Annotated in this window: 29 protein-coding genes; 16 read left to right on the forward strand and 13 right to left on the reverse strand. The window is 59.8% G+C overall.

Annotation, left to right across the window (positions count from 1 at the left end; genetic code table 11):
• Positions 1 to 26: 26 nt before the first annotated feature.
• The 3 genes from FHT78_RS11710 to FHT78_RS29340 form a co-directional block, all read right to left on the reverse strand.
• Positions 27 to 752 (reverse strand): DUF2270 domain-containing protein, encoded by a 726-nt coding sequence (locus FHT78_RS11710; protein WP_183743725.1) that lies wholly within the window; start codon positions 750 to 752, stop codon positions 27 to 29.
• Between the two features lie 247 nt (positions 753 to 999).
• Positions 1,000 to 1,989, reverse strand: a complete 990-nt coding sequence (locus FHT78_RS11715; protein ID WP_183745321.1) for an aldo/keto reductase — start codon at positions 1,987 to 1,989, stop codon at positions 1,000 to 1,002.
• Positions 1,990 to 2,219: 230 nt separating this feature from the next.
• Positions 2,220 to 2,411 (reverse strand): hypothetical protein, encoded by a 192-nt coding sequence (locus FHT78_RS29340; RefSeq protein WP_246715297.1) that lies wholly within the window; start codon positions 2,409 to 2,411, stop codon positions 2,220 to 2,222.
• A gap of 267 nt (positions 2,412 to 2,678) precedes the next feature.
• Here FHT78_RS29340 and FHT78_RS11720 point away from each other — a divergent pair, with 267 nt between their 5' ends.
• Entirely contained in the window at positions 2,679 to 3,047 is a 369-nt protein-coding gene (locus FHT78_RS11720; protein WP_183743727.1) for a hypothetical protein, read from the forward strand.
• Positions 3,048 to 3,052: 5 nt separating this feature from the next.
• Here FHT78_RS11720 and FHT78_RS11725 read toward each other — a convergent pair whose 3' ends face one another.
• Both FHT78_RS11725 and FHT78_RS11730 read right to left on the reverse strand, forming a co-directional pair.
• Positions 3,053 to 4,741, reverse strand: a complete 1,689-nt coding sequence (locus FHT78_RS11725) for a dihydroxyacetone kinase family protein (protein WP_183743729.1) — start codon at positions 4,739 to 4,741, stop codon at positions 3,053 to 3,055.
• Positions 4,742 to 4,876: 135 nt separating this feature from the next.
• Entirely contained in the window at positions 4,877 to 5,365 is a 489-nt protein-coding gene (locus FHT78_RS11730; protein WP_183743730.1) for a GAF domain-containing protein, read from the reverse strand.
• Positions 5,366 to 5,482: 117 nt separating this feature from the next.
• Here FHT78_RS11730 and FHT78_RS11735 point away from each other — a divergent pair, with 117 nt between their 5' ends.
• Both FHT78_RS11735 and FHT78_RS11740 read left to right on the forward strand, forming a co-directional pair.
• Complete coding sequence (locus tag FHT78_RS11735; protein WP_183743732.1) at positions 5,483 to 5,902, forward strand: NUDIX domain-containing protein; 420 nt, start codon at positions 5,483 to 5,485, stop codon at positions 5,900 to 5,902.
• Between the two features lie 97 nt (positions 5,903 to 5,999).
• Positions 6,000 to 6,605 (forward strand): carboxymuconolactone decarboxylase family protein, encoded by a 606-nt coding sequence (locus FHT78_RS11740; RefSeq protein WP_183743734.1) that lies wholly within the window; start codon positions 6,000 to 6,002, stop codon positions 6,603 to 6,605.
• Between the two features lie 30 nt (positions 6,606 to 6,635).
• On the opposite strand, the gene FHT78_RS11745 is transcribed toward FHT78_RS11740, so the two are convergent.
• Entirely contained in the window at positions 6,636 to 7,565 is a 930-nt protein-coding gene (locus tag FHT78_RS11745; RefSeq protein ID WP_183745323.1) for an alpha/beta hydrolase, read from the reverse strand.
• A gap of 269 nt (positions 7,566 to 7,834) precedes the next feature.
• Here FHT78_RS11745 and FHT78_RS11750 point away from each other — a divergent pair, with 269 nt between their 5' ends.
• The gene (locus FHT78_RS11750; RefSeq protein WP_348644743.1) at positions 7,835 to 8,260 is read left to right on the forward strand and encodes a lipocalin-like domain-containing protein; all 426 of its coding nucleotides are present in this window, start codon (positions 7,835 to 7,837) and stop codon (positions 8,258 to 8,260) included.
• A gap of 3 nt (positions 8,261 to 8,263) precedes the next feature.
• Here the strand turns inward: FHT78_RS11750 and FHT78_RS11755 are convergent, their stop codons facing one another.
• Positions 8,264 to 9,151 (reverse strand): LysR family transcriptional regulator, encoded by an 888-nt coding sequence (locus FHT78_RS11755; protein WP_183743736.1) that lies wholly within the window; start codon positions 9,149 to 9,151, stop codon positions 8,264 to 8,266.
• Positions 9,152 to 9,275: 124 nt separating this feature from the next.
• Between FHT78_RS11755 and FHT78_RS11760 the strand changes: the two genes are divergently transcribed.
• From FHT78_RS11760 to FHT78_RS11790, 7 genes are all read left to right on the forward strand, one after another.
• Complete coding sequence (locus tag FHT78_RS11760; protein ID WP_183743738.1) at positions 9,276 to 10,115, forward strand: oxidoreductase; 840 nt, start codon at positions 9,276 to 9,278, stop codon at positions 10,113 to 10,115.
• Between the two features lie 157 nt (positions 10,116 to 10,272).
• Complete coding sequence (locus FHT78_RS11765; RefSeq protein ID WP_183743740.1) at positions 10,273 to 11,277, forward strand: 2-dehydropantoate 2-reductase; 1,005 nt, start codon at positions 10,273 to 10,275, stop codon at positions 11,275 to 11,277.
• Between the two features lie 114 nt (positions 11,278 to 11,391).
• Positions 11,392 to 11,538, forward strand: a complete 147-nt coding sequence (locus FHT78_RS11770) for a hypothetical protein (protein ID WP_183743742.1) — start codon at positions 11,392 to 11,394, stop codon at positions 11,536 to 11,538.
• A 9-nt stretch (positions 11,539 to 11,547) separates the two neighbouring features.
• Positions 11,548 to 12,468 (forward strand): 4-hydroxy-tetrahydrodipicolinate synthase, encoded by a 921-nt coding sequence (gene dapA, locus FHT78_RS11775; RefSeq protein WP_183743744.1) that lies wholly within the window; start codon positions 11,548 to 11,550, stop codon positions 12,466 to 12,468.
• A 122-nt stretch (positions 12,469 to 12,590) separates the two neighbouring features.
• Entirely contained in the window at positions 12,591 to 12,776 is a 186-nt protein-coding gene (locus FHT78_RS11780; RefSeq protein WP_183743745.1) for a hypothetical protein, read from the forward strand.
• 23 nt (positions 12,777 to 12,799) lie between these two features.
• A complete protein-coding gene (locus FHT78_RS11785) occupies positions 12,800 to 13,063 on the forward strand; it encodes a hypothetical protein (protein WP_183743746.1) in 264 nt (87 codons plus the stop codon).
• A 124-nt stretch (positions 13,064 to 13,187) separates the two neighbouring features.
• Positions 13,188 to 13,490: a DUF1883 domain-containing protein gene (locus FHT78_RS11790; RefSeq protein WP_037106598.1), complete on the forward strand. Its 303-nt coding sequence runs from the start codon at positions 13,188 to 13,190 to the stop codon at positions 13,488 to 13,490.
• Positions 13,491 to 13,508: 18 nt separating this feature from the next.
• Here the strand turns inward: FHT78_RS11790 and FHT78_RS11795 are convergent, their stop codons facing one another.
• Together FHT78_RS11795 and FHT78_RS11800 are read right to left on the reverse strand one after the other, a co-directional pair.
• Positions 13,509 to 14,825 (reverse strand): replication-associated recombination protein A, encoded by a 1,317-nt coding sequence (locus tag FHT78_RS11795; protein WP_183743747.1) that lies wholly within the window; start codon positions 14,823 to 14,825, stop codon positions 13,509 to 13,511.
• On the reverse strand, positions 14,822 to 16,222 hold the full coding sequence (locus FHT78_RS11800) for a DegQ family serine endoprotease (protein ID WP_183743748.1): 1,401 nt from the start codon (positions 16,220 to 16,222) through the stop codon (positions 14,822 to 14,824). The genes FHT78_RS11795 and FHT78_RS11800 overlap by 4 nt, the downstream gene beginning before the upstream one ends.
• A 277-nt stretch (positions 16,223 to 16,499) precedes the next feature.
• On the opposite strand from FHT78_RS11800, the gene FHT78_RS11805 reads away from it, so the two are divergent.
• Positions 16,500 to 16,850 (forward strand): lysozyme inhibitor LprI family protein, encoded by a 351-nt coding sequence (locus FHT78_RS11805; RefSeq protein ID WP_183743749.1) that lies wholly within the window; start codon positions 16,500 to 16,502, stop codon positions 16,848 to 16,850.
• Between the two features lie 6 nt (positions 16,851 to 16,856).
• Here the strand turns inward: FHT78_RS11805 and FHT78_RS11810 are convergent, their stop codons facing one another.
• Positions 16,857 to 17,315 (reverse strand): MarR family transcriptional regulator, encoded by a 459-nt coding sequence (locus tag FHT78_RS11810; RefSeq protein ID WP_183743750.1) that lies wholly within the window; start codon positions 17,313 to 17,315, stop codon positions 16,857 to 16,859.
• Between the two features lie 75 nt (positions 17,316 to 17,390).
• On the opposite strand from FHT78_RS11810, the gene FHT78_RS11815 reads away from it, so the two are divergent.
• Positions 17,391 to 17,795: a GFA family protein gene (locus tag FHT78_RS11815; protein ID WP_018115500.1), complete on the forward strand. Its 405-nt coding sequence runs from the start codon at positions 17,391 to 17,393 to the stop codon at positions 17,793 to 17,795.
• A gap of 58 nt (positions 17,796 to 17,853) precedes the next feature.
• Here the strand turns inward: FHT78_RS11815 and ilvD are convergent, their stop codons facing one another.
• Positions 17,854 to 19,692, reverse strand: coding sequence for a dihydroxy-acid dehydratase (gene ilvD / locus FHT78_RS11820; protein WP_183743752.1), 1,839 nt, complete (start codon positions 19,690 to 19,692; stop codon positions 17,854 to 17,856).
• 320 nt (positions 19,693 to 20,012) lie between these two features.
• On the opposite strand from ilvD, the gene msrP reads away from it, so the two are divergent.
• Both msrP and msrQ read left to right on the forward strand, forming a co-directional pair.
• A complete protein-coding gene (msrP, locus tag FHT78_RS11825; protein WP_183743754.1) occupies positions 20,013 to 20,960 on the forward strand; it encodes a protein-methionine-sulfoxide reductase catalytic subunit MsrP in 948 nt (315 codons plus the stop codon).
• Positions 20,960 to 21,634: a protein-methionine-sulfoxide reductase heme-binding subunit MsrQ gene (gene msrQ / locus FHT78_RS11830; protein WP_183743756.1), complete on the forward strand. Its 675-nt coding sequence runs from the start codon at positions 20,960 to 20,962 to the stop codon at positions 21,632 to 21,634. The genes msrP and msrQ overlap by 1 nt, the downstream gene beginning before the upstream one ends.
• On the opposite strand, the gene FHT78_RS11835 is transcribed toward msrQ, so the two are convergent.
• Complete coding sequence (locus tag FHT78_RS11835; RefSeq protein WP_183745327.1) at positions 21,631 to 22,047, reverse strand: DUF2809 domain-containing protein; 417 nt, start codon at positions 22,045 to 22,047, stop codon at positions 21,631 to 21,633. The two genes, msrQ and FHT78_RS11835, sit on opposite strands and share 4 nt — an antisense overlap.
• Before the next feature lie 118 nt (positions 22,048 to 22,165).
• Between FHT78_RS11835 and FHT78_RS11840 the strand changes: the two genes are divergently transcribed.
• On the forward strand, positions 22,166 to 23,035 hold the full coding sequence (locus FHT78_RS11840) for a DUF817 domain-containing protein (RefSeq protein ID WP_183743758.1): 870 nt from the start codon (positions 22,166 to 22,168) through the stop codon (positions 23,033 to 23,035).
• 104 nt (positions 23,036 to 23,139) lie between these two features.
• Here the strand turns inward: FHT78_RS11840 and rplQ are convergent, their stop codons facing one another.
• Positions 23,140 to 23,562 (reverse strand): 50S ribosomal protein L17, encoded by a 423-nt coding sequence (gene rplQ / locus FHT78_RS11845; protein WP_112572283.1) that lies wholly within the window; start codon positions 23,560 to 23,562, stop codon positions 23,140 to 23,142.
• Positions 23,563 to 23,594 lie beyond the last annotated feature (32 nt).

Raw genomic sequence — 23,594 nt, forward strand, 5'->3', positions numbered from 1 at the left:
TGCACTGGTCCGGCATTGCCAAACGATCAGACATGCGCTTCGCCATGGGGAAAATCACCGTCATCCAACTTGCGGCGCAGGGTGCCGTAGAGAATGAGGGCATAGAAGACAACCACGGTCGTGATCACCGGCCAGCCGGGAATCGGTCCGAGTGCCGCATTGTCGACAATATAGCTCCACGAATGTGCCAGCTCTTGCGGCGCACCTTCCGCTTGCAGCTTTGGCGTCGAGATCTTCAAGATCCATGCCATCAGCAGGATCGCATACATCCAGCAATAATTCCGCCGCAGCCGTCGCTGCATAGCCTCGAAATAGCCGAGGAGAAGCCGCGGTGCACGCAGGCTCTTGGCAATCGATAGGGCCCAATCGGGATTGAGCTCGGCTTCGGGCATCAAAATCTGCGCAAAGTAGCTGCGCTCCATTTGCCGCACCCGCGCCCGATAAACATCGAAGAAGCGATAACGTCGCGCCTCGATCATCAGCAGCAATGTGATCAGCAACATGCCGAACAACAACACGCCATGATGGGACGTTGGTGTCGACAAGGACACGGAGAGCAGCGCCGCCACGACGGTGATCGCCCAGTTCGACGTCCGGTCAATGCGGTCCCGCCAACTGGTCATCCGCGCGAGCTCGCCGCGGTAATAATGGTTCAGCGTGTTGGTGATTTCCCCCGTCGTCGTGGGGAGCGGCGGCCGTTTAGGCGCCGTGGCGCTATCCAGAAGATGGGATGTCGTTAGCTCGGTGGCCATCGTTGTTTCCTCCTCGCATTTGCTCTTTCTCGCAACGGTCTTACGGTCCGCCGCTGCTGCGAAGGAATATTTTGCTCCTTCAACCCAGCCATCGCAAAAGCTATTCAAGGTTTAACAAGCAGCGCGGTTATCGAAGTGAGCTAGAAATAGAAATGGCCGGACCCGAAAGGTTCGGCCATTTTCATATCGGAATATTGATAGAAGCTATGAGGCTTGGGCCGGATAGGCTCCATCTGGTCCAGGAGGATCAGAAACGCCGCGGCGCTTCCGGCTTGTTGCCGACGATGCTGTCGATCCGCTCCATTACGTCGGCCGTCACCTTGCTCTTGTGCGAGAGAGCCGCGAGATTGTCCTGCAGCTGGCTTGCGCGCGATGCGCCGAGGATGACGGTCGAGACGTTCTTGTTGGCGAGGCACCAGAGAAGCGCGAGATGGGTTATCGAGAGGCCGATCTCGTCAGAGAGCTTTGCAAGCTGGCGAACCTGTTCGAGCTGGGTGCGGCCGGCGTCGGTGGACCATTTTTCCTTCAGCCATTCATAGCCGGGCAGGTTCATGCGGCTGTCGGCGGGTATGCCGTCATTGTATTTGCCGGTCAGAACGCCCGAGGCAAGCGGCGACCAAATCGTGGTACCGAGGCCGATGAGGTCGTAGAGCGGCAGGTAGTCGGCTTCGACCTTCTGGCGTTCGAAGATGTTGTATTGCGGCTGTTCCATGGTCGGCGGCGTGATGCGGAGATCGCGGGCGACGGCATAGGCTTCCGTCAATTGCTGCGCGGACCATTCCGACGTTCCCCAATAGAGCACCTTGCCCTGGGCAACGAGATGGTGCATTGCGCGGACCGTTTCCTCGATCGGCGTATCGATATCCGGACGGTGGCAGAAGTAGAGGTCGAGATAGTCGACTTGGAGCCGCTTGAGCGCTGCGTGGCAGGCATCCGTCACATGCTTGCGCGACAGGCCGCGCTGTGTCGGCTTCGGGCCGCCCCAAAATACTTTGCTGGAAACGACATAGCTGTCGCGGCTCCAAGCAAGCGACTTCAGCGCTTCGCCCATGACGATTTCGGATTTGCCGCTTTCGTATCCTTCCGCATTATCGAAGAAGTTTATCCCATTGTCATAGGCGAGCTTCATGAGGTCGACGGCATCGCCGCCATTGACCTGCTTCCCGAACGTGACCCACGATCCGAAGGAGAACTCGCTCACTTTCAGACCCGACTTCCCTAGACGACGATATTCCATCATGCAGCTCCCATAGGTTATAAAAAATGTGCTGACCCCTAAAAGGATCGGTTTTTCGCGGTCGAGCGATTAGCGATTTCGGACAATCTACGGCATCGGCGACAATATGGGAGGCTTCGCTTTCATCGGGAGCTACGTCCTTCATCACCTTGCCGGTCGTGAGCCGCTCTCAAATCCCGCATGAACGTTTGGCTTTTTTCCGTTTGTGCGGCTCACCTCCCCAGCCTCTGCTAGTAACTGCAAGGGCGATCGTTGCCAAATCCGCCGAGGCACGCCGGTCGGAGCCCAAAGTCAGCGCTTTCGGCTCCATACCCTATCGAACCGGTTTGTATCGAACTATCCGAGCTGGTCGTGCAGGACGAAGCGATGATCGCCATGATGACAGCTGAGCCAATGATCAGCAGTTTTCGAAATTGAGACATTTGATCTACCCCCATACCGACAATCGGCGACACCAGAAAGCAGCGCATATCAGCGTCGGCTAAGGAAGTAGGCCGGATCAGAGTTCCGAAAACTGCGCCGTCGATCAAGATTTCGTCATTTGCGCAGTCTGCTGAGATCGGCCGCTCAGCCTTGAGCTTCTGGCGACTGCGGGGAGGCGGCTGGCGTTTTTTGCAGCATCCAATACAACTTACGAAAAGTCAGCTCCTGAAACTCAATTGCGACCATCGATTTTCGCCGGGACTTTCATGCAAATTTTCAACGCATTGCGTACCCGCCGCCCGGACTGTGCTGCAGTCATCGGCTTGGTATTCGGCCCTGACGTCGTGATGGCCTATCTTGGCCGCGGCCTGACGGCGACCGCCTATTTCATCGGCGGCGCCTCGGTGTCCGCAGCACTGATCTGGCTGTTTATCAGGCTTTCAGTTCCAGGCGCCTACGCGTCTCTGGTCGTGCTTGCATGGCATTCGTTCGGCGCGGTCCTCGGCTATCGTGTCGCCGAGGCGCTTCCAAGCAGTACCGTATTTCCGTGGTATTCGCGCTGGTACAACATCATCCTGCTGTTTTCGGCCGCAATTTTTCCTCTGGCGATGCTTGCCGGACGTTTCGCCTTCTAGCGCCATCAAGCCGCTGCGATCGCCTTAAGCCAAACCGTAACCGCCACGGCCCCACCATCCGGATGGCCGATGGCGCGGTCGCCGAGATAGCTGGCGCGACCCAGTCTCGGGCGCATCGCCTTCGTGGCTTCCGCTCCCACAATTCCGGCAGTAATGGCCTCCTGCCATGCCTCGCGGGTTGGATTACCCTGGGCGAGGCTGGTGACGAAGGCATCTGCGGCCGGACGAAGAGCGTCGATCATCGTCCGGTCACCGGCCTTTGCGCCGCCGAGATCGGAGACGGCCTGGACGGCGGCGGAGAAGGCTCCGGCCATCTCGGCTGATGTCGGGGTCTCTATGCCTGCGAGCTGGCGTGAAGCGCGCAGCAGGGCAGTGGCATAGAACGGTCCGGAGCTGCCGGCGATGGCACGTCTGAGAGCATCGCCCATCGCCATCAGTCCGCTTGCGACATCCGCAAAGGCGGCGTCGGGAAGTGCCAGCACGGCTTCGGCACCGCGCTTCATGCTGGCGCCGAGATCGCCATCGCCGGTGATGCTGTCTAGTTCGGTCAGGTGGGCTTCTGCAGCGATCAATGCGATTGCTACAGCCTGCGCCGTCTTCTGAAGTCGCTTCCCGGAGGGGCTAATCGTTCGGGATTCGATTGGGCCTTCTGCTGATCCGAAGGATGGGAGCACGCGGTTGCGGTTGACCGCCCCGCCCCGTGGCCATGCATCCGCAGAGGTCGGTGCGTCGATCAGCTCGAGAGACCTGATATCGACATGCAGAATGGAGAGCGAGAAACCCGGCATATCCAGGGCTGACAGGAGGGTGCCGGCCCAAGCCCTTTCGACCGAGACACCTTTGCTTTCGAGTGCAGCGAGTGCGGAACGGGCGACGATCGACAGTTCCATCGGCGGGGTTGCGCCGAGACCATTCACCAACAGGACGACGCGATCGCCGCTCTTGAGCCTTCCGTCGGCCTCGATCGTTTCCAGGACGAGTGAGACGAGCTGGTCGACCGGTGCGATCGGAATGCGGCGAACGCCCTGTTCGCCATGGATGCCGAGACCGACCTCGATCTCCTGTTCACCGAGAGAGAAACCGGGTTTGCCGACTGCCGGCAGGGTGCAAGGCCCAAGCGAAATGCCCATGGATGAAAGCTGTTCGGATGCTGACCGGGCGATGCGGGCGACTTCCTGCAACGGCAGGCCTTGCTCGGCGGCAGCACCGGCGAGCTTGTGGATCAGAACCGTTCCGGCTATGCCGCGGCGGCGATCGGCAGGAACGGTCTCCCGGAGCGCAACGTCGTCGGCGACAACGATGATCTCGACGGGAATTCCTTCCGCACGCGCCAGCTCCGCCGCAAGGCCGAAATTCAGACGATCGCCCGTATAGTTTTTGACAATGAGCAGCGCACCGGCCGGGCCGCTTGCGGCCCTGATGCCGGCAAGAACGGCGTCGGTGCTCGGCGAGGTGAAGACATCGCCTGCAACGGCCGCCGTCAGCATGCCCCTGCCGACATAGCCGGCATGTGCAGGCTCGTGACCGCTGCCGCCGCCGGAGAGAACGGCGACTTTACGCTTGGCAGGTTCGGGAAGATCGGACTGGATGACGACGTTTTCGTCGGCCAGCAATATGGTTGCCGGGCTGAGTGCAACGACCCCTTCCAACATCTCCCGTACGACGATGGAAGGATCGTTGATCAGCTTTTTCATGGTTCTCTCCCAACAACCAGCCCAGCCTGAACGCAAACGTCGTTCGATCAGTGCCTAGCACGATTTCGCCAAAGGTGAATACAGGATCAAATGCGACCTGAAATTCAGCGACGGATCGTCGCCAAGCCAGTCGACTCAGAAGCGGGTTGCCGCAGCAAAAATCTCCGCCAAGCGCTCGATGCCTGCCTGGTCATCGGCATCGAAACGGGCGGGAAGCGGGCTGTCGAGGTCGATGACGCCGACGATCTCGTTCCCGCTTCTGATGGGAACAACGAGCTCGGAGCGGGATGCGTCATCGCAGGCGATATGGCCGGGAAACGCATGGACATCTTCCACGAGAATGGAGGCGCGCTCCTTGATCGCGGTGCCGCAAACACCCCGGCCGACGGGGATGCGCACACAGGCCGGCTTGCCCTGGAACGGGCCGAGCACGAGCTCCTCGCCCTTGAGCAGGTAGAAGCCTTCCCAATTCAGATCGGGCATCATATGGTACATCAGAGCGGACATGTTGGCGGCGTTGGCGATCAAATCCGGTTCGCCTGCGAGCATGCCCTGCAGCTGCTGGGCAAGCTCTCGATAGAACTCAGCCTTGTTGGCGGCTTCGATCGATGACGCCTGGAACATTGTCACATCCACTTCCTGTTTCCGAGCCGTTGATATAGGTGGTCAAGCGGGTTTCGACAAATTGCCGATCCGACTACGGCAGTTGAATTGCTGCAGCGAATCCGGTCAGATTTGTGCATGATGAAAACGATCAGAATATCGGCCGCCCTCCTGTTGCGGGGCGACGGCCACACGCTTCTGGTGCGCAAGCACGGCACTACGGCCTTCATGCAGCCGGGCGGCAAGATCGAGCCGGGAGAGACGCCCGAGCAAGCCTTGATGCGGGAACTCTCTGAAGAAATCAGCGTCGTCGCGACGGCTGTCGAACTCGAATTCCTGGGGCAATTTCAGGCGCCGGCGGCCAATGAGCCGGATCATCTCGTTGTCGCCGAGGTCTTCCTGCTGCACGTGACGGATGCCGAGATCAAAGCAACGGCGGAGATCGAGGAGGTCCGCTGGATATCGCCGTCTGAACCAGGCGAGATCATCATGGCGCCGCTGACGGAACGCCATATCCTGCCGTTCTACCGCCAGCGGCAGAGCCGGGTGGGCGGCTGAAGCATCAGGCACCCGTTTTGTGGAAAGCGATCGGCGAGCAGATTGATGTCGCCGGATGCCGCTCTATTCTCCCAGAGGATCAAGGGAGGATCGTGCCATGGCTTTCATTCGTACCCCAGATGCTTCCGCCAGCGAGAAGACGGCTTCGATGTACGCCTCGGCCGAAGCGAGCTACGGCTATCTGCCGAATATGTACCGGGCCTTCGGCCACCGGCCCGAGGTGATGGAGCACTGGGGGACGCTGCTTGCCAGCATTCGCGGCCATATGAGCCAGCGGCGTTATGAATTGGTAACGCTGGCGGCGGCCAGGGAGCTCAAGTCTTCCTATTGCATGCTGGCCCATGGTTCCGTGCTGCTGCGCGACGGCTTCACCAATGACAGTCTTTCGGCCGTCGCCGACGGCAGCGAAAAAGCGCCCATCGATGCCACCGAGCGGGCGATCATGGATTTTGCCGCCAAGGTGGCGCGTGACGCGACCTCGGTGACGCAGCAGGACATTGACGGCTTGAAGCGGCATGGGCTTGATGACGCGGAAATCTTCGATGTCACCGCAGCAGCGGCCGCGCGGTGTTTCTTCTCCAAGATGCTGGATGCGCTGGGCGCGGCCCCCGATCACGCTTATGCCGAGCGGCTCGATCCCAAACTCCGTCAGAACCTCGCCATAGGCCGGCCGATCGAAGGACTGAATTCGAACCACTCGTAGAAGCTCAGATCGCTCGGTTCTCGATTGACCTTACTGTGCCGGCGGGTCTGCAAAATGGGTAATCGCGAATTCGGCGATCCTCTGGCCGGCCTTGTCGGCATCACCGAGCAGAGATGGGAAAAGCTGCCAGTGATGCGGCATTCCCGGCCAGACCTCGGCCGTCACGTCGACGCCGGCCTTTTGCGCCTTGTCGGCAAGCCGCAGCGTGTCGTCGAGCAGCAGTTCACCGGAACCGACCTGCAGCAGCAAGGGCGGAAAACCGGCGAGGTTGGCGTAAAGCGGAGAAATGTCGGGATCAGTCGGGGAATTGTTGCCGAGATAGGCCTTGCGCAGCGCATCCAGCGCATCCTTGTCCAGCACCGGATCGTTGGTGGCGTTCGCTGTGACCGATGCACCTGAGGCGGACAGATCGGTGATGGGGCTGAGCGCCACGACAGCAGCGGGCAGCGGCTGGCGGGAACGCATCTGCCGCAGCACGGCCTCGAGCGCGAGATTGCCGCCAGCGCCATCGCCCACCACCACGATATTTCCGTTGCTGTAGCCGCTGTCGAGCAGATAGCGATAGGCGGTCAGCGCGTCATTGACTTGTGCCGGATAGCCATATTCCGGCGCCAGCCGGTAATCGATGAGCAGCACATCGCTTGACGCGGCCTTGGCAAGCGAGCCGGCAAGTAGGCTGTGGCTACGGATGGAGCCACCGTAGAAGCCGCCGCCATGGATGAAAAGGATAACACGCCGTCCGATTGGATGATGAAGGCGCGCCGGCCAGATAAGTTCGGCATCAACCCCATCGGCATCGACATGCCGGATCTGGATGCGTGTCGGCTCCGGCAGCGATTCCATGAAAACGCGGAAAGCAGTACGGCGGTCGCGCAGACTTACGGCGCCCTTGAAATGTTCCTGCCAGCGAGAAAGCAGTTTTTCGACCTGCTCATGCGAGGCCGGCGTCTGCGCCGGCATGTCCCGTGCTGGCTTTTCCTGCGCGGCCGCTGGAAAGGCAATTAGAACTGCAGCCGCAAAGGCCGACAGCATTGTCCGACGACATTCCACTTTCCACCAATTGCCAGCGGAAAAAACCGGCTTTCTCATTCGCCCCTCCGGCGCTGCTCTTCCTTCGTGCGGCGCATCTTCACCACTTCGCCACCGAGAGTCAAAAGGGAGTTTTGAGTGATCGCATAGGTTCGTAGTCCGTATTTTTAGCTGTGCTAAAATACGTCGAGGAGGGGAAGATCTTGGACAGAGCCGCCCTGCTCGGGACGTGGCGCATGATCTCGTGGACGCGAACCGTCGTTGCGACGGGAGAAGTCAGCGACGCCATGGGCACCGATCCCATTGGATATATCGCCTATCATGCCGATGGCCGGATGATGGCCTTCGTTACCAACCGACGCAGGCCGAGACCCAACGGCAAAGCCCCCAACGACAATGAAAAGGCCGCACTTTTCGATACGATGCTGGCTTATACGGCTGCCTATACTCTGGAGGGCGACAAAGTGATCCATCATGTCGAGGCCGCGTGGAATCCGACATGGGAACGCCCCCTGATCCGCCCGCTGCATATGGAGGGCGACATACTCGTCATCAGCGATGCACCCGGCACCGATCCCGTCACGGGAGAGGATGTCATCTATAGGCTGGAGTTTCGCAAGCTCTGAGGCTCAATCGCCTCTGATGGCTTCGATTACCGTCCGGAAGCCTGCCGAAATATGTCGCCGGCTGGGATAGTAGAGATAAAGCTGCTCCTCCGGCTGGCACCATTCGTCCAGTATCTGGACAAGCTGGCCGCTTGCGATCAGCGGGGCCACCCTGCCCTCCCAGACATAGGCGAGCGCCACACCGCTCAAGGCAGCCGCCGTCATCAATTCGTGGTCGTCGAGCGAGAGCGGACCGGTCGGGTGAAACGTGATGGTCTGCCCGTCCCTTTCAAAGTCCCAAGGGTAACGCGCGCCCGAGGGGAACATGTTCTGAATGCAGATATGGCGCTTCAGATCATGTGGGGTCTCGGGCTTCTGCCGTGTTTCAAAATAGGCGGGGGAGCCGACGACGACGAGGCGCATGCGCGGCTTGATGCGTACGGCGATCATGCCCTCCGTAACACGCTCGCCGAAGCGAATGCCGGCATCGAAGCCTTCCTCGACAATATCCACCAGCCGGTCAGTCGCCGCGATCTCGAGCTGCAGATTGGGATTCTTCATCAGGAGCGGCCCGATGACCTGGCCGACGACGAAGGGAGCAATGGAATTGCCGACATTGATACGAACGCGACCGAAAGGGGTATCGCGGAAACGGTTCAGCGCATCGAGCGCGGAATTGATCTCGCCGAAGGCCGGATCGAGATGGGAGCGAAGCAGTTCGCCGGCCTCCGTCAGCGAGACGCTGCGGGTCGTGCGGTTCAGCAACCGGATGCCGATGCGGTCCTCCAGGTTGAGGACAGCGTGGCTGATCGCAGAGGCGGTGACACCCCTCTCCTCTCCCGCCTTGCGGAAACTCTTGTGCCTGGCGACAGCGGCAAAGGCAGCCATTTCAGAGAGTTCGGTCGCTCGCATTAATGAACCTCATTCATCATAATCTATCAAATAACAAATCTTATACATGAGCCGGATTTGCGTCAAATTCCTCTCCGTCAGCAGCGCACTGCTGAAACAAACAGTCTCAAGGAAAGGAATTGTCATGAAAGTCTGGTTTATCACGGGTGCATCGCGTGGCTTTGGCGCGCTGATGACCAAGGACGCTCTTGCTGCCGGCGACGCTGTCGTTGCCACCGCCCGCAACCCTGGGAACATCACCGAACAGTTCGGCGATCATCCGAACCTGCTTGCCGTCGCTCTCGACGTCACCAATGAAGGTCAGGCAAAAGAGGCCGCCGCTGCCGCCGTTGCCCGCTTCGGTCGCATCGACATCCTCGCCAACAATGCCGGCTACGGCCTGCTCGGCGCCGTCGAGGAAGCAACGGCAGAGGAGATCGAGAAGATCTATGCCACCAACGTCTTCGGCCTCCTGAAGGTCACTCGCGCCGTGCTGCCCTATATGCGCCGCCAGCGCTCGGGCCATATCCTGAACTTCTCGTCGATCGGCGGCTATTACGGCTTTCCTGGCTGGGGCGTGTACGGCTCGACGAAGTTCGCCGTCGAAGGCCTGTCGGAATCGCTGGCGACCGAAGTAGAACCGTTCGGCATCAAGGTCACGATCATCGAGCCCGGCTTCTTCCGCACGGATTTCCTGCATGACAACTCGCTGGCGATCAGCCCGGCTTCCATCCCCGATTATGTTGGCACGCCGGCCGGCAACATGCGCGACTTTGCGGCGAGCGCCAACCACGCTCAACCGGGCGACCCGGCCAAGCTAACCGCCGGCATTATCGAAATGGTGAACGCAGCCAACCCGCCGCTGCGCATGCCTTTCGGCAGTGATACGGTCGCCAAGATTGAAGACGAACATGCCAACGTGGAGAAGGAACTGGCTCAGTGGCGTCAGCTCGCGGTCTCCACGGACTTCGAACGGACGGCCTAAGACGGTCTGACCTTTCACGACGACAACAACAAGCGCGCCGACTGCGCGCTTGTTTTCATTTCCACGTGAAGAGCGTTCGAAAAGGCGAGATTTTCATTCGTCCTGCCACTTCGATGGCCTATGTCTACCGCGTCATTAGCAATAGAAAGAGACAGGAATGGCGAGCACATCGATCTGTATTTACGGAGCAGGCGCTCTTGGAGGCGCGATTGCCGTCAAGCTTGCAAGCCGGCTCGGCGACAATGGCACCGTCTCCGTCGTCGCCCGTGGCGCGCACCTGGAAGCGATCCAGAAGAACGGCCTTTCCCTGCATGAAGCCGATGCAGACAAACCGATCAATGTGCGGATCACGGCAACCGACGATCCGACCACGCTGCCACCGCAGGATCTCATCATCACCGGCCTCAAGGGCCACCAGCTCGGACCGGCAGCTGAGGGCATGGCCACGCTCCTGAAGGGTAATACACGCGTTGTCATGGTGCTGAACGGAATTCCCTGGTGGTACTTTCATCGCGATACGCAAAGCGGCCATGCCGAGCTGCAGTTCGACGAACTGGATCCCGGCGGGAAACTATGGCGCCTGATCGGCCCGGAACGGGTGATCGGCTGCGTGGCGATGCAAGGGGCGGAAGTCGTCAATCCAGGCGAAATCCGCCTTTCCAACAAAGGCCGCTTCGTGCTCGGCGAACCTTCCGGCGAGATGTCGACCGATCTCGAATCCATTGCCGGCCTTTTTGCCGAGGCCGACCTCAATGTCTCCACCACGCCGCGCATTCGCGACGAGATCTGGAACAAACTGACGGGTAATGCGGCCTTCAACCCGATCAGCGCGCTGACACGAGCCTTAATGACCGACATCATGGCCGATCCCGCGCTTTTTGACATGGTTGGGAAGATCATGAACGAAGTGCGCGCGGTCGGCAGTGCGCTTGGCGCAAACTTCGGTATCACCATCGAGGAGAGACTGCAGCAATCGCGTCACATCGGCCCGGTGCGCACTTCGATGCTGCAGGATCTGCTCGCCGGCAAGGCGCTGGAAATCGTGCCACTCGTCGGTATGGTCGTGGCACTCGGGCGCACTGCCAACGTGCCGACACCTATCTCTGAAGTCGTACTGGCGCTGGTGACGCAACTCGATAAGGAAAACCAGCGCGGCGGCTGACGTCGCATCTTTATGTGATTCCTATATCTTCGATTTCCACTCCGAATGGATTTCCTATCGGAGCCGGCAGTAGCCTTTGCCACAACAGCAAAGGTTACCGCCATGCGAGATGTCATGTCCCCTCAATATCTGCCGCTTCGCCCGCATCGCATCACACGCGGCAATCGGCAGATGCGCGAGAAGCGCACGGCGCAGACGCTGATGATCTTCGGCATCGTGCTCGCCTGCGTGGAACTCTACGTCATCCTCGGCTCGCTCTGAGGCCCTATCATGGATAGTACCGGAAGACTGCGCCCGGGCGGCGCGATCACCGCGCTCGTTACGCCGTTCCACAACGGCGAGGTCGACGGCGCGGCACTGGAAGCTCTCGTTGAATGGCAGGTGCTGAGCGGCGTCGATGGACTCGCTCTTTGCACGGCGGCGGGTGAAGGGCTCAGCCTCTCACCGCAGGAACGCCGCATGGTGCTCGACATCTGCGTCCGGACCGCGGCGGACCGTATTCCGGTGATCGCCGCGGCCGGAACAAACTGCACCGAAAGCACGATCGCCCTGATACGGGACGCGGAAGAGTGCGGCGCCCGCGCTGCACTGGTCACCGTGCCCTATTATTCCAAGCCGGGGCAGAAGGGTATCCTCCATCACTTCCAGCAAATCGCCGCGGCAAGCAATCTGCCTGTTCTGATCGAGAATGCACCAGCCCGCACCGCTAGTGACCTGACAGTAGAAACGCTGGAGCGACTGGCCGAACTCGATGCGATTGTCGCCATCGTGGATGCGACCGGGGATATCGCCCGCTTCGCCAACATGCCACCGGCGCTGCGACATCGGTTCCGCTTCCTGTCCGGCCATGACGGCACGGCGCTTTCATTTCATCTTGCTGGTGGTGACGGCATCATATCGGCGGCTGCCAATATCCTCCCGCGCCTCGTCACCTCGCTGCAGCAGGCGGCGTATGGGAGCTATATCTCCGCGGCACTTGCGCTCAGCGACAGGCTGCATCTACTCCTCACGGCGCTGGGTTCGGAGAGTGATCCTGCCCGGCTGAAATACGCCCTGCAGGTGCTGCGCGGCACAGAGGCCGATCTTCGCCTGCCACTCGTACCGGCCGAGACCGAAAGCCGCTCTGCGATTGTAGCCGCGCTTTCTCCCTTTGTCGGTGGCGGCACCCATCGCATCGCGCTATCCCTATGAGATTTTAATGTTTTTACTTGCGGCGCCAAATGGAAACCCTATCCGCCGGCATCTATCTTGATCAGCGTGACACCGCCGCAACCATCTTACGGCGGTTGAGTTAGACTTCGAAAGGACAAACGATGTCACGCCTGACTGATACGCCTGCCAAGACTGACCTGCTGCAACGTAGCGAAAGCGCCTGTGCAGGCCCGGCTGATCCCTCTCATCCGCTGTTTGCCGGCCTGGTAGCCGTCGCACCGCGGCTCGGCGCCGTCATGGCTTTCGCCGGGCTCGTGCAGATAAGCTTCCAACTGATTTCCCAGTAAGCGCCGGGCAGAGGATCACGACCATGGCAAATGCACAGCAACGCCGGCAGATTTCGGCTCCCGTCACCGCTCGTCCGGCCCGCTTCACCGTCGGTCGCGACAGGGGCGGCCGCTGGATCGTCCAGGATCGCGAGGGGCTTGTCGGCGGTCTCTTCATCAACGAAGCCGCGGCCCTCCATTTCGCAGCGGAAGAGTGCAACCACAATCCTGATGAGATCTGCCGTGCCGCAGCGGGCGTAGTGCTCGATTTTGCACCTCTTACGCGCGGCGCCGGCAATATCCACTAAATACTGCGCCGTTCCTGCCATTTTGAAACAGCAGGAACGGCCCCAGGCCCCGGATTTCCAACTTTTCCTTAACTGCCACCCTGATAGAGTCCCGCATGCAGAGACTATTTGTGCCGCGAGACCAATGCCGAAACCGAACTTCCGCTTCACCCATTACGATATCAAGGAACAGCGCGCCGGAACGATCGTCGAGGTGTCGCTGAGCGCTGTGAATAATGTGCGGCTGATGACGGCTCCGAACTTCCAGCGGTTCACGGAAGTGCTCGATTTCAAGTATATCGGCGGTGTTGCGCGTAAGTCTCCGGTCAGGCTCGCCATTCCCGAGAGCGGCCACTGGCATATCGTCGTCGATATGGAAGGCCATCACGGACTGGCGGATTCTTCCGTCAAGCTGATCACCGCTCCGGCCGCACAGAAGCGCGCTTGAGATCAGCGCTGCCCGATTTCAGCGAGGATTGCGCTCCTTGCGAAGTTTTGCCCACCAATCCAGCCGTTTGCGAATCTCGCGTTCGAAACCGCGTTCCGGTGGATCGTAAAAGGTCTGGCGACCCATCTTTTCGGGAAAATAATCCTGGCCCGAGAAGGCATCCGGCTCGTCGTGGTCGTAGCGGTAGCCTTCGCCATATCCCTCGCCCTTCATCAGCTTCGTCGGCGCGTTGAGGATATGCTTCGGCGGCAGGAGCGAGCCGTTCTGCTTGGCGGCAATCGTCGCTGCCTTGAAGGCGGTATAAACGGCATTGGATTTCGGGGCGGTCGCGAGATAGACGCAGGCCTCCGCGAGCGCCAGTTCGCCTTCCGGCGAACCGAGGTAATCATAGGCATCCTTGGCAGCGTTGCAGATCACCAGCGCCTGCGGATCGGCTAGCCCGATATCCTCCACTGCCATGCGCACCAGTCGCCGGCCGAGATAGAGCGGATCCTCGCCGGCATCGAACATACGGGCAAGGTAATAGAGGGCGGCATCGGGATCGGAGCCGCGGACCGACTTGTGAAGCGCCGAGATCAGATTGTAGTGACCGTCCTGCGCCTTGTCGTAAACAGGCGCCCGGCGTTGGACGATGCGCGTCAGACCCTCGGTATCGAAGGTTTCGCCCTCGCGGGCGGCGCGCCAGACTTCTTCAGCCAGCGTCAGCACCGCGCGGCCGTCGCCATCCGCCATACGGATCAGACTGGCGCGCGCATCCTCGGTCAGCGGCAGTGGTCTGCTCTCGACCGTCTCGGCGCGTTTCAGCAGTTCCTCGAGGCTGTCTTCATCATGCGACTTGAAGGTCAGCACGCGGGCGCGCGACAGAAGAGCGGCATTGAGCTCGAAGGACGGGTTTTCCGTCGTGGCGCCAACGAGGATGACGGTGCCATCCTCCATGACCGGCAGGAAACTGTCCTGCTGGGCGCGATTGAAGCGATGGATCTCGTCGACGAAAAGCAGCGTCTGGCGGCCGTCCATGCGACGCATACGGGCAGCTTCAAAAACTTTCTTCAGATCGGCGACGCCGGAGAAAATTGCCGAGATCTGTTCGAAGGCCAGGCCCGCCTCGCCTGACAGCAGCCTCGCGACCGTCGTCTTGCCCGTTCCGGGAGGCCCCCAGAAGATCATGGAGCCGAGAGAGCCGCTCTGGATCATACGGCGCAGAACGCCATCCTCACCGGTCAGATGTTCCTGACCGGTGACTTCGCCAAGCGTCTTCGGCCGCAGACGATCGGCAAGCGGCCGCCGGCTGGCGACCTCTTCCGGAACACGCGGCGCGAAGAGGTCGTCACTCATCGGAAGAACTGCCTGATGCGCTGACCATCGCGTTCGATCTCGACCCGCCAGAGGCTGGGATCGGAATCGGCGATCTCCTGCAGGTCACGGCTGGTTTTCACTTCGGACCCGTTGATAGCGACGATTATGTCTTTCGGCTCGAAACCGAGCCGGGCAGCAGGAGAATCCGCAGCAACGTCGGAAATGACAACGCCCGTCGAATCAAGCGGCATCCGGAGCTCGTCGGCCACACGCGGCGAAAGGTTTTCCACGACCGCGCCGGTAAAGGGCGTACGCCCGCCGATGGTACGCTGGTCGCGCGGCTGGGTTTCCGGTGCGCGAGCAAGGGCGAGCGTTACCTGCTGCGCGCGCCCATTCTCCGTGACCGTCAGATTGACGGATTTGCCCAGGCCGGCCGTTGTCAGGCGGTAGAGAAGCGCATCCGGATGTTCCACGGAGATACCATCGACGGCGGTGATGACCTCGCCCACCTTGAGGCCGGCCTTGGCAGCCGGGCTATCCGCGGTGACCTTGGCGATCAGCGCGCCGCGCGCCTTATCAAGGCCAAGAGCGTCGGCAACCTCCGACGTCACCGGATCGAAGCTTGCGCCGATATAAGGACGCTCAAAGGATTTGACGCCGGAATCGGCCGAGGCGAGGAAGACCTTGACTAGGTTGGCGGGAATGGCAAAGCCGATACCATTCGAACCGCCGCCCCGCGAGAAGATCGCCGTGTTGATGCCGATCAGCTCGCCTTTCATGTTCATCAGCGCGCCGCCGGAATTGCCGGGATTGATCGAAGCATCCGTCTGGATGAAGAAGCCGAACTCGTTTTTGACCACCTGATTGCGGGCAAGCGCTGACACAATGCCGCTGGTGACGGTCTGGCCGACACCGAAGGGATTGCCGATCGCCAGTACGAGGTCGCCGACTTCCACGGCATCGGAATTGCCGATCGGCAGCGCCGGAAAATCAGCCTTGCTGTCGATCTTCAACACCGCGAGATCGACGCGGTCGTCCCGCAGAATGACCTTGCAGGGAAATTCTCGACCGTCCGACAGTGCGACCTTGATATCGTCGGCGCCATCGATGACGTGGTTGTTGGTGACAACAGTACCGTTCGCCTCGACGATGACGCCAGAGCCGAGCGAAGACTGCTTTTCGGAACGGTTCGGCATCTGCTGACCGAAGAACTGCTCGAAGAAGGGATCGCCGGCAAAGGGCGACTGCCGCTGAATGGTCTTTTCAGCATAGACATTCACGACGGCGCCCGAGGTCTGCTTGACCAGCGGCGCGAAGGAAAGCTGCATCTGCATCTGGCTTTCCGGCACTGTCTTGGTCTGCGCCTGCGCGTAGGCGGGCAGCAGGAGCGTTAGTGCAAGAAGCGAAACGGAGGCGTGCTTGAACAGGCCTTGCATGGGAATCCTTTTGAAATGCTCTCACGAAAAATGTTGTAGCGCCCGACGCTAGAAAGGAAAGAGGGCGGAAGCATGGAAGATAGAGGCATCGCGGATTTGGGAATTTGAATCAGCAAAATCAAGCAGGTTACTGATATCTAAGCTCAAATGCAGGACGCAGTCACCGAGCAGGGACATTAGCTTGAAGCGGCCGATGGGTTTGATCCTTGCCGTGAAACGGAGTTGCATCATCTTTGCCGTGAGGCCGAAACAGAGTGCCCTTACAATTGGAGAGATTATGAAGACCACCATCCCGTCCGCCGTCATCTGCGCCACACTCCTCGCTCTTGCACCGGAAGGCGCACGGGCGGCAAGCTTCAACTGCGATGCGAAGGAGCTACAGCCGGATGAGAAGGTGATCTGCGAGGACCGGTCGCTCAATGATGCAGATGTGAAGATGGTGACGACTTTTGAGCTGCTGTCGGGTCTGCTGGCCATGGGCGCGCGCGGTACGCTGCAGGATGAGCAGACCGCATGGCTGAAGAAGAGGCAGGCCTGTGGCGCGGATGCCGCCTGCATTGGTGCTGCCTATCAGGATCGGATGAAGCAGCTCGGCGAGACCTACAAGAACATCAATCGTCCGCTCTGAGGATGTTCAGCCCTGATCTCTTCCGCTCTGGAAATCGGCGATCATTTCGTTGATGAGGCCGGCTGCCTGGTGAAGCCGGTCCTTGCCGTAGATGGCGCCATGTGCGTTTGCCCAGACCGTCTGCCGCGCGGCGATATCAGTAAGAACGCTCTTGCCCGCCTCCGTCAGTTCCATGAGCTTGGCGCGCTGGTGGACGGGATTGGGGCGGTAGGCAATCAGCCCCTCGCCTTCCAGGAGATCGGCGATACGCTGCACACCCTGACGTGCGAGGCCAAGCGCACGCGCAGCATCGGCAACCGACATGGGCGCATGGTCGGCCGCGGCGAGCACCTGCCAGCGCGCGCTGGTCTGCCCTGCGGGCCTGGCAAGCGCATCGCCTTCCGTCTGCAGGTGGGCCGAGAGCCGGATCACGGCGATGGAAAGAGCGGCGAAGACATCGCCTTCAGGCGTTCGTTTCTTGATCATATTGACAACATGTTGTCATTCATCGATAATGACAATATGTTGTCACATCACATAACAATGCGCAAGGAGGAGCACATGAAGAAGACCTATCACGGAAGCTGCCACTGCGGCCGCATCCGCTATGAAGCCGATATCGATATTCAAGCAGGAACTGGAAAGTGCAATTGCTCGATCTGCTGGAAGCTCCGCTATTGGGGCACGAACATCAAGCCAGAGGATTTCCGCCTGTTGTGCGAGGAGACAGGCATCAGCGACTATCAGTTCGGAACCTTCTCGGGCCACCATCGCTTCTGCGCCAATTGCGGGGTGCCTGCGTATGGCGACGGTTACATTGAGGCAATGGGCGGCGCCTATGTCTCGATCAATCTTGCCTGCCTTGACGATCTTGATCCCGCCGAGCTTGTGGAGGCGCCGGTGCAATATTTCGACGGCAGGAACAACAGCTGGTGGACCGTACCGGCCGAAACGAGGCATCTCTGAAAATGAAAGAGCAGCCGACAGTTAATCAGCTGCTCCAACCAATCTGCGAAAAACCGGCTTATCGCGCGTTCAAATCGCGTACCGCGCCGCGATCGGCGCTGGTTGCGAAGGCTGCATAGGCCTTGAGCGCAGTAGAGACGTTGCGCTTGCGCGGCTCGGCCGGATGCCAGCCCTTCTGATCCTGCTCGGCGCGGCGGGCAGCAAGCTCCGCGTCGCTGACACGCAGACTGATCTTACGGTTCGGGATATCGATATCGATCATGTCACCCTGACGCACGAGGCCGATCGTGCCACCGTTTGCAGCTTCCGGCGAGGCATGGCCAATCGAGAGACCGGAGGTGCCGCCCGAGAAGCGGCCGTCGGTGATCAGCGCGCAAGCCTTGCCGAGGCCTTTCGACTTCAGATAGCTCGTCGGATAGAGCATTTCCTGCATGCCCGGGCCGCCCTTCGGACCTTCGTAGCGGATGACGACGACATCGCCGGCGACGACCTCATTGCCGAGGATGCCCTTGACGGCCGCGTCCTGGCTTTCGAAGACCTTGGCCGGGCCGGAGAACTTCAGGATCGATTCATCGACGCCGGCCGTCTTCACGATGCAGCCGTCAACCGCCAGATTGCCCTTGAGAACTGCCAAGCCACCATCCTTGGAGAAAGGATGCTCAACCGAACGAATGACGCCGCCGACGCGGTCGGTATCGAGCTCGTCCCAGCGGGCTTCCTGACTGAAGGCGACCTGGGTCGGGATGCCGCCGGGAGCCGCACGATAGAACTTGCGGACTGTTTCGCTGTTGGTGCGGGTGATGTCCCAGCGATCGATGGCGTCACCCAGCGTTTCGGCGTGAACGGTCGGGCAGTCGCGGTTGAGAAGGCCACCCTTATCGAGCTCACCGAGGATCGACATGATGCCGCCGGCGCGATGAACATCTTCCATGTGAACATCGGACTTGGCCGGCGCAACCTTGGAAAGGCAGGGAACACGGCGCGACAGCGCATCGATGTCGGCCATGGTGAAATCTACCTCACCTTCATGCGCAGCCGCCAGGATGTGCAGAACGGTGTTGGTGGAGCCGCCCATGGCGATATCGAGCGCCATGGCATTCTCAAAAGCCTGCTTGGAGGCAATCACGCGCGGCAGGGTCGTCTCATCCTCCTGCTCGTAATAACGACGAGCGAGATCGACGATCAGGTGGCCGGCCTCGACGAAGAGGCGCTTGCGATCGGCGTGCGTTGCAAGCGTCGAGCCGTTGCCGGGCAGCGACAGGCCGAGGGCTTCGGTCAGGCAGTTCATGGAATTTGCGGTAAACATGCCGGAGCATGAACCGCAGGTCGGACAGGCCGAACGTTCGATGACCTTGACGTCTTCATCGGAAATCTTGTCGTCGGCGGCAGCAACCATGGCATCGACGAGATCGAGCGCATGCGTCTTGCCATGCAGGACGACCTTGCCGGCCTCCATCGGGCCGCCGGAGACGAAGACCGTGGGTATGTTGAGGCGGAGCGACGCCATCAGCATACCGGGGGTGATCTTGTCGCAGTTGGAGATGCAGACCATCGCGTCGGCACAATGGGCGTTGACCATGTATTCGACGCTGTCGGCGATCAGCTCGCGCGAGGGCAGCGAATAGAGCATGCCGTCATGGCCCATGGCGATGCCGTCATCGACGGCAATTGTGTTAAACTCCTTGGCAACACCGCCGGCCGCTTCGATCTCACGGGCGACGAGCTGGCCGAGATCCTTGAGGTGCACGTGGCCGGGCACGAACTGGGTGAAGGAGTTGACCACGGCGATGATCGGCTTGCCGAAATCCGAATCCTTCATGCCCGTAGCGCGCCAAAGGCCGCGCGCGCCCGCCATGTTGCGGCCGTGGGTCGTGGTTCTGGAACGGTAAGCTGGCATCGGTGTCTTCCTCAAATATCCAGGAATTCTCTGGCGATGCGGGGCGGCAAGGGATTTGCGAAGGCCAGGCAGTCGCTGCTTTTTGGAATTGTCCTAATCCAATCGGCCTGAGCTGTCACTACCGGGAACGCCTAAAGCGGTACGGGCGGCACCATCAGGCTTATACGGATGCCAGGACACTTTTGTTACGGTCTATTCCATCACGGACGAACACAAAAAATTGGCTTTTCGTCCCTAAGATTCAAGGCATACACACAGATCAGAAACGCGCTATCTGCGTCCGAAGATTCACGGGTCGCCCCGCCCAGGAGGAATTCGATATGCCAGCCTATCGTCCGCCCAAAATCCGCTCCTCGGAGATCACGCCGCGCGAGGTTTACCTGAAGCGCCGGGAATTTCTCGGCGCTGCGACGTTCGGCGCGATGGCGCTCTACGGCGCCGGCAAGGCGAGTGCTGCGGCGCTTACGACCGTCAAGAGCAAGTACACGGTCGATGACAAGCTGACGCCGATCAAGGACGTCACCACCTACAACAACTTCTACGAATTCGGCCTCGACAAGGGTGATCCCGCAGCACTTTCCGGCAAGTTCAAGCCGCTGCCGTGGACTATCAAAGTCGACGGCATGGTCAACAAGGCCGGCACCTTCGATATCGAGGCGCTGATGAAGGAGTTCCCGATCGAGGAGCGCGTCTATCGCATGCGCTGCGTGGAAGCCTGGTCGATGGTCATTCCGTGGAACGGCTTTCCGCTCGCCTCGCTTCTCGACAAGGTGGAGCCGCAGGGCAGCGCCAAATATGTCGCCTTCGAGACTGTCGTGCGCCCCGAGGAGATGCCCGGCCAGGCCGGCCTCTTCCAGTCGCTGAACTGGCCCTATGTCGAGGGCCTGCGCATGGACGAAGCACGCCACCCCCTGACGCTGCTCGCCGTCGGGCTCTATGGTGAAACGCTGCCGAACCAGAATGGCGCGCCGGTGCGCCTCGTCGTGCCGTGGAAGTATGGTTTCAAGGGCATCAAGTCGATCGTGCGCATCACGCTCACCGATCAGCAGCCGAAGAACACCTGGCAGGTCACCAACCCGCAGGAATACGGCTTCTATGCCAACGTCAATCCTGCGGTCGACCATCCGCGCTGGAGCCAGGCGACCGAGCGGCGCATCGGCGAAAGCGGCTTTTTCGGTGCAAGTCGCCACCCGACCCTGCCCTTCAACGGCTATGCAGATGAAGTTGCCAGCCTCTACGGCGGCATGGATTTGAGGGTGAATTTCTGATGACGGGGTTTTCGCTCGCCATTCCGAAACGCTGGCTGCCGGCGTCCGTCTGGCTGCTCTATGTCGTCGGGCTCGTGCCCGCCGCCTGGTATTTCTATCTCGGCGCGACGGATCAACTCGGTGCCGATCCAGTAAAGACATTCGAGCTTTTTCTCGGCATTTGGACGATCCGTTTCCTGATCCTCACGCTTGCCGTCACCCCTGTCCGCGATCTCCTCGGCTGGAATTATCTCCGTTATCGCCGTGCGCTCGGCCTTCTGACCTTCTACTACGCACTGATGCATTTCACCGTCTACATGATACTCGATCAGGCGCTGGATATAGCAGCTGTCATCGACGACGTCGTGAAGCGCCCCTTCATTATGTTCGGCATGGGGGCACTGGCGATGCTGGTGCCGCTCGCCATCACCTCCAACAATTTCTCGATCCGCAGGCTCGGCAAGAACTGGATCTGGCTGCATCGCCTCATCTACATCATCGCCGCCTCAGCCGCGCTACACTTCGCACTGTCCACGAAGATCCTCGGCCTCGAACAGTATATCTATGTCGGGTTGATCGTCACGCTGATCCTCTATCGCTCCTACAAACCGATCGGGCGGAGCCGGAAGAAGGGGCCAGGACAAGCTCGCGGCGAGCCGTGCCGTGGCTTCATCGGCTTCGTAAAGCCGCGTTAAGGCTTCGAGGGCGATAATAGCCTGAACGCCGGGTCAAGCGCACAGGCGGCCGCTATTCCGAAAGCGTATGCGACAATATTCCAGAGCGAGAATATCCGTCCCAACAGCAAGGCGCCGGCGGTCGTCAATCTGAAGGCATCGAGCCAGGGGGTGTGGTAGAGCCGGAAGAGCTCAACGCATATGGCGATAGCGAACGCGATGATGGCAATTCCTGCAGGCCGAATTCTCGCGCTGAGGCCTCCAACAGCAAATGCCAGCAGGAAATACACCATCGATCCCCAAAGCAGCGAACCACCATATTTGACGATAAAGAAAGGCAGATCGATAGCATAGCCGAACCGCCTGAGTGCTAAACCCAGGACGATGATGACGATCAAAAGCATCAGACGAAGACCTTGCGTGCGTTGAATCATTTTGCGCAATTCAAATGTTTCCACCACAATCTCAACCGATTTGAGCTGCCTAATGCCGAGAGGTGGGATTATCAACTTCATATTGATTCCAGATCAGGTCAGAGGCTCTCGTCACGACATGCCTAAAGCTGCCGCGCTTCAAAGATTGTTTCCCCGCTTGGACCAGCATTTGATCGACCAGCCGACCGAGCATCAACGCGACGGCATAGAGCGCTTTTTCATCGAATTCTTTTATTTCGGCATCAAGGAAGCCCGGGCCTGCCTTTTCGCAGGCCTCTTTTTTCTAGCGATATTCATGGTTCCGCGTGCGGGTGTCATCGGTATCCCGCGCTATGATCTGCTACTGATCATCGCTCTCGCAATCCAGGCGTGGATGGTCTGGGCAAAGCTGGAGACCATCGACGAATTGAAGGCGATCTCGGTCTTTCATCTGGTTGGGTTTGCGCTCGAGGTCTTCAAAACTTCAGGCAGTATCCAGTCGTGGAGCTATCCGGATTTCGCCTATACCAAGCTATTTGGCGTCCCGCTTTTTTCAGGCTTCATGTATGCGGCTGTCGGCAGCTATGTCATTCAGGCCTGGCGCCTTTTCGATCTGCGCGTAAGGCATCATCCATCCTACTGGATGGCAGGGCTTATGGCATTGGCGATCTACGCCAACTTCTTCACCCACCACTATATTGGCGATTATCGCTGGTACATCGCAGCCTGCACGCTCGGACTTTATGCTCGCACCACCGTCATCTTCAGGCCCTACGACCAGGACCGCAAGATGCCCTTGCTCGCCGCCTTCGTCCTGATCGGCTTCTTCATCTGGCTTGCGGAGAACATCAGCACATTCTTCGGCGTATGGCGATATCCCAATCAACTCGGAGCATGGTCAACCGTCCATATCGGCAAGTGGAGTTCATGGTGCCTGCTGGTGATTATGACCTTTACGATCGTCGCCAATCTCAAGCACATCAAACGGAGCATTCACGTGCCTGATTGAACGATCGGCGATGAACGCTGATCCCGTGCCGGTTCACCGGAACATCACAAACGAAAAAGCCGGGCGCAAGACCCGGCTTTTCTGCTTTCCGAAACCGGAAAATCTTATGCAGCGACAGACTGCTCTTCAGCAGCGACGCGGGCCTTGTCGGCTGCGCCCTTCGCATAGGTGTCACGATCAACGAACTCGATGACCGCGAGAGCGGCGTTGTCGCCCTGGCGGAAGCCGGCCTTCATGATACGCAGGTAGCCGCCGTTGCGGGTGGCGTAACGCGAAGCGATCGTGTCGAAGAGCTTCGAAACGACAGCGGCGTCCTTGATCTGCGAGATCGCCTGACGACGAGCGTGCAGGTCGCCACGCTTGCCGAGGGTGACGAGTTTCTCCACGATCGGACGGATTTCCTTGGCCTTCGGCAGCGTCGTGACGATCTGCTCATGGGTGATGAGCGAAGCAGCCATGTTGGCAAACATCGCCTTGCGATGGCTTGCGGTTCTGTTCAGCTTGCGGCCGGCTTTTGCGTGGCGCATTGCTATTCTCCTTTAATGCAGTGCCCTTACTT

It is taken from the genome of Rhizobium sp. BK196 (assembly GCF_014193255.1).
Classification (GTDB): domain Bacteria; phylum Pseudomonadota; class Alphaproteobacteria; order Rhizobiales; family Rhizobiaceae; genus Rhizobium.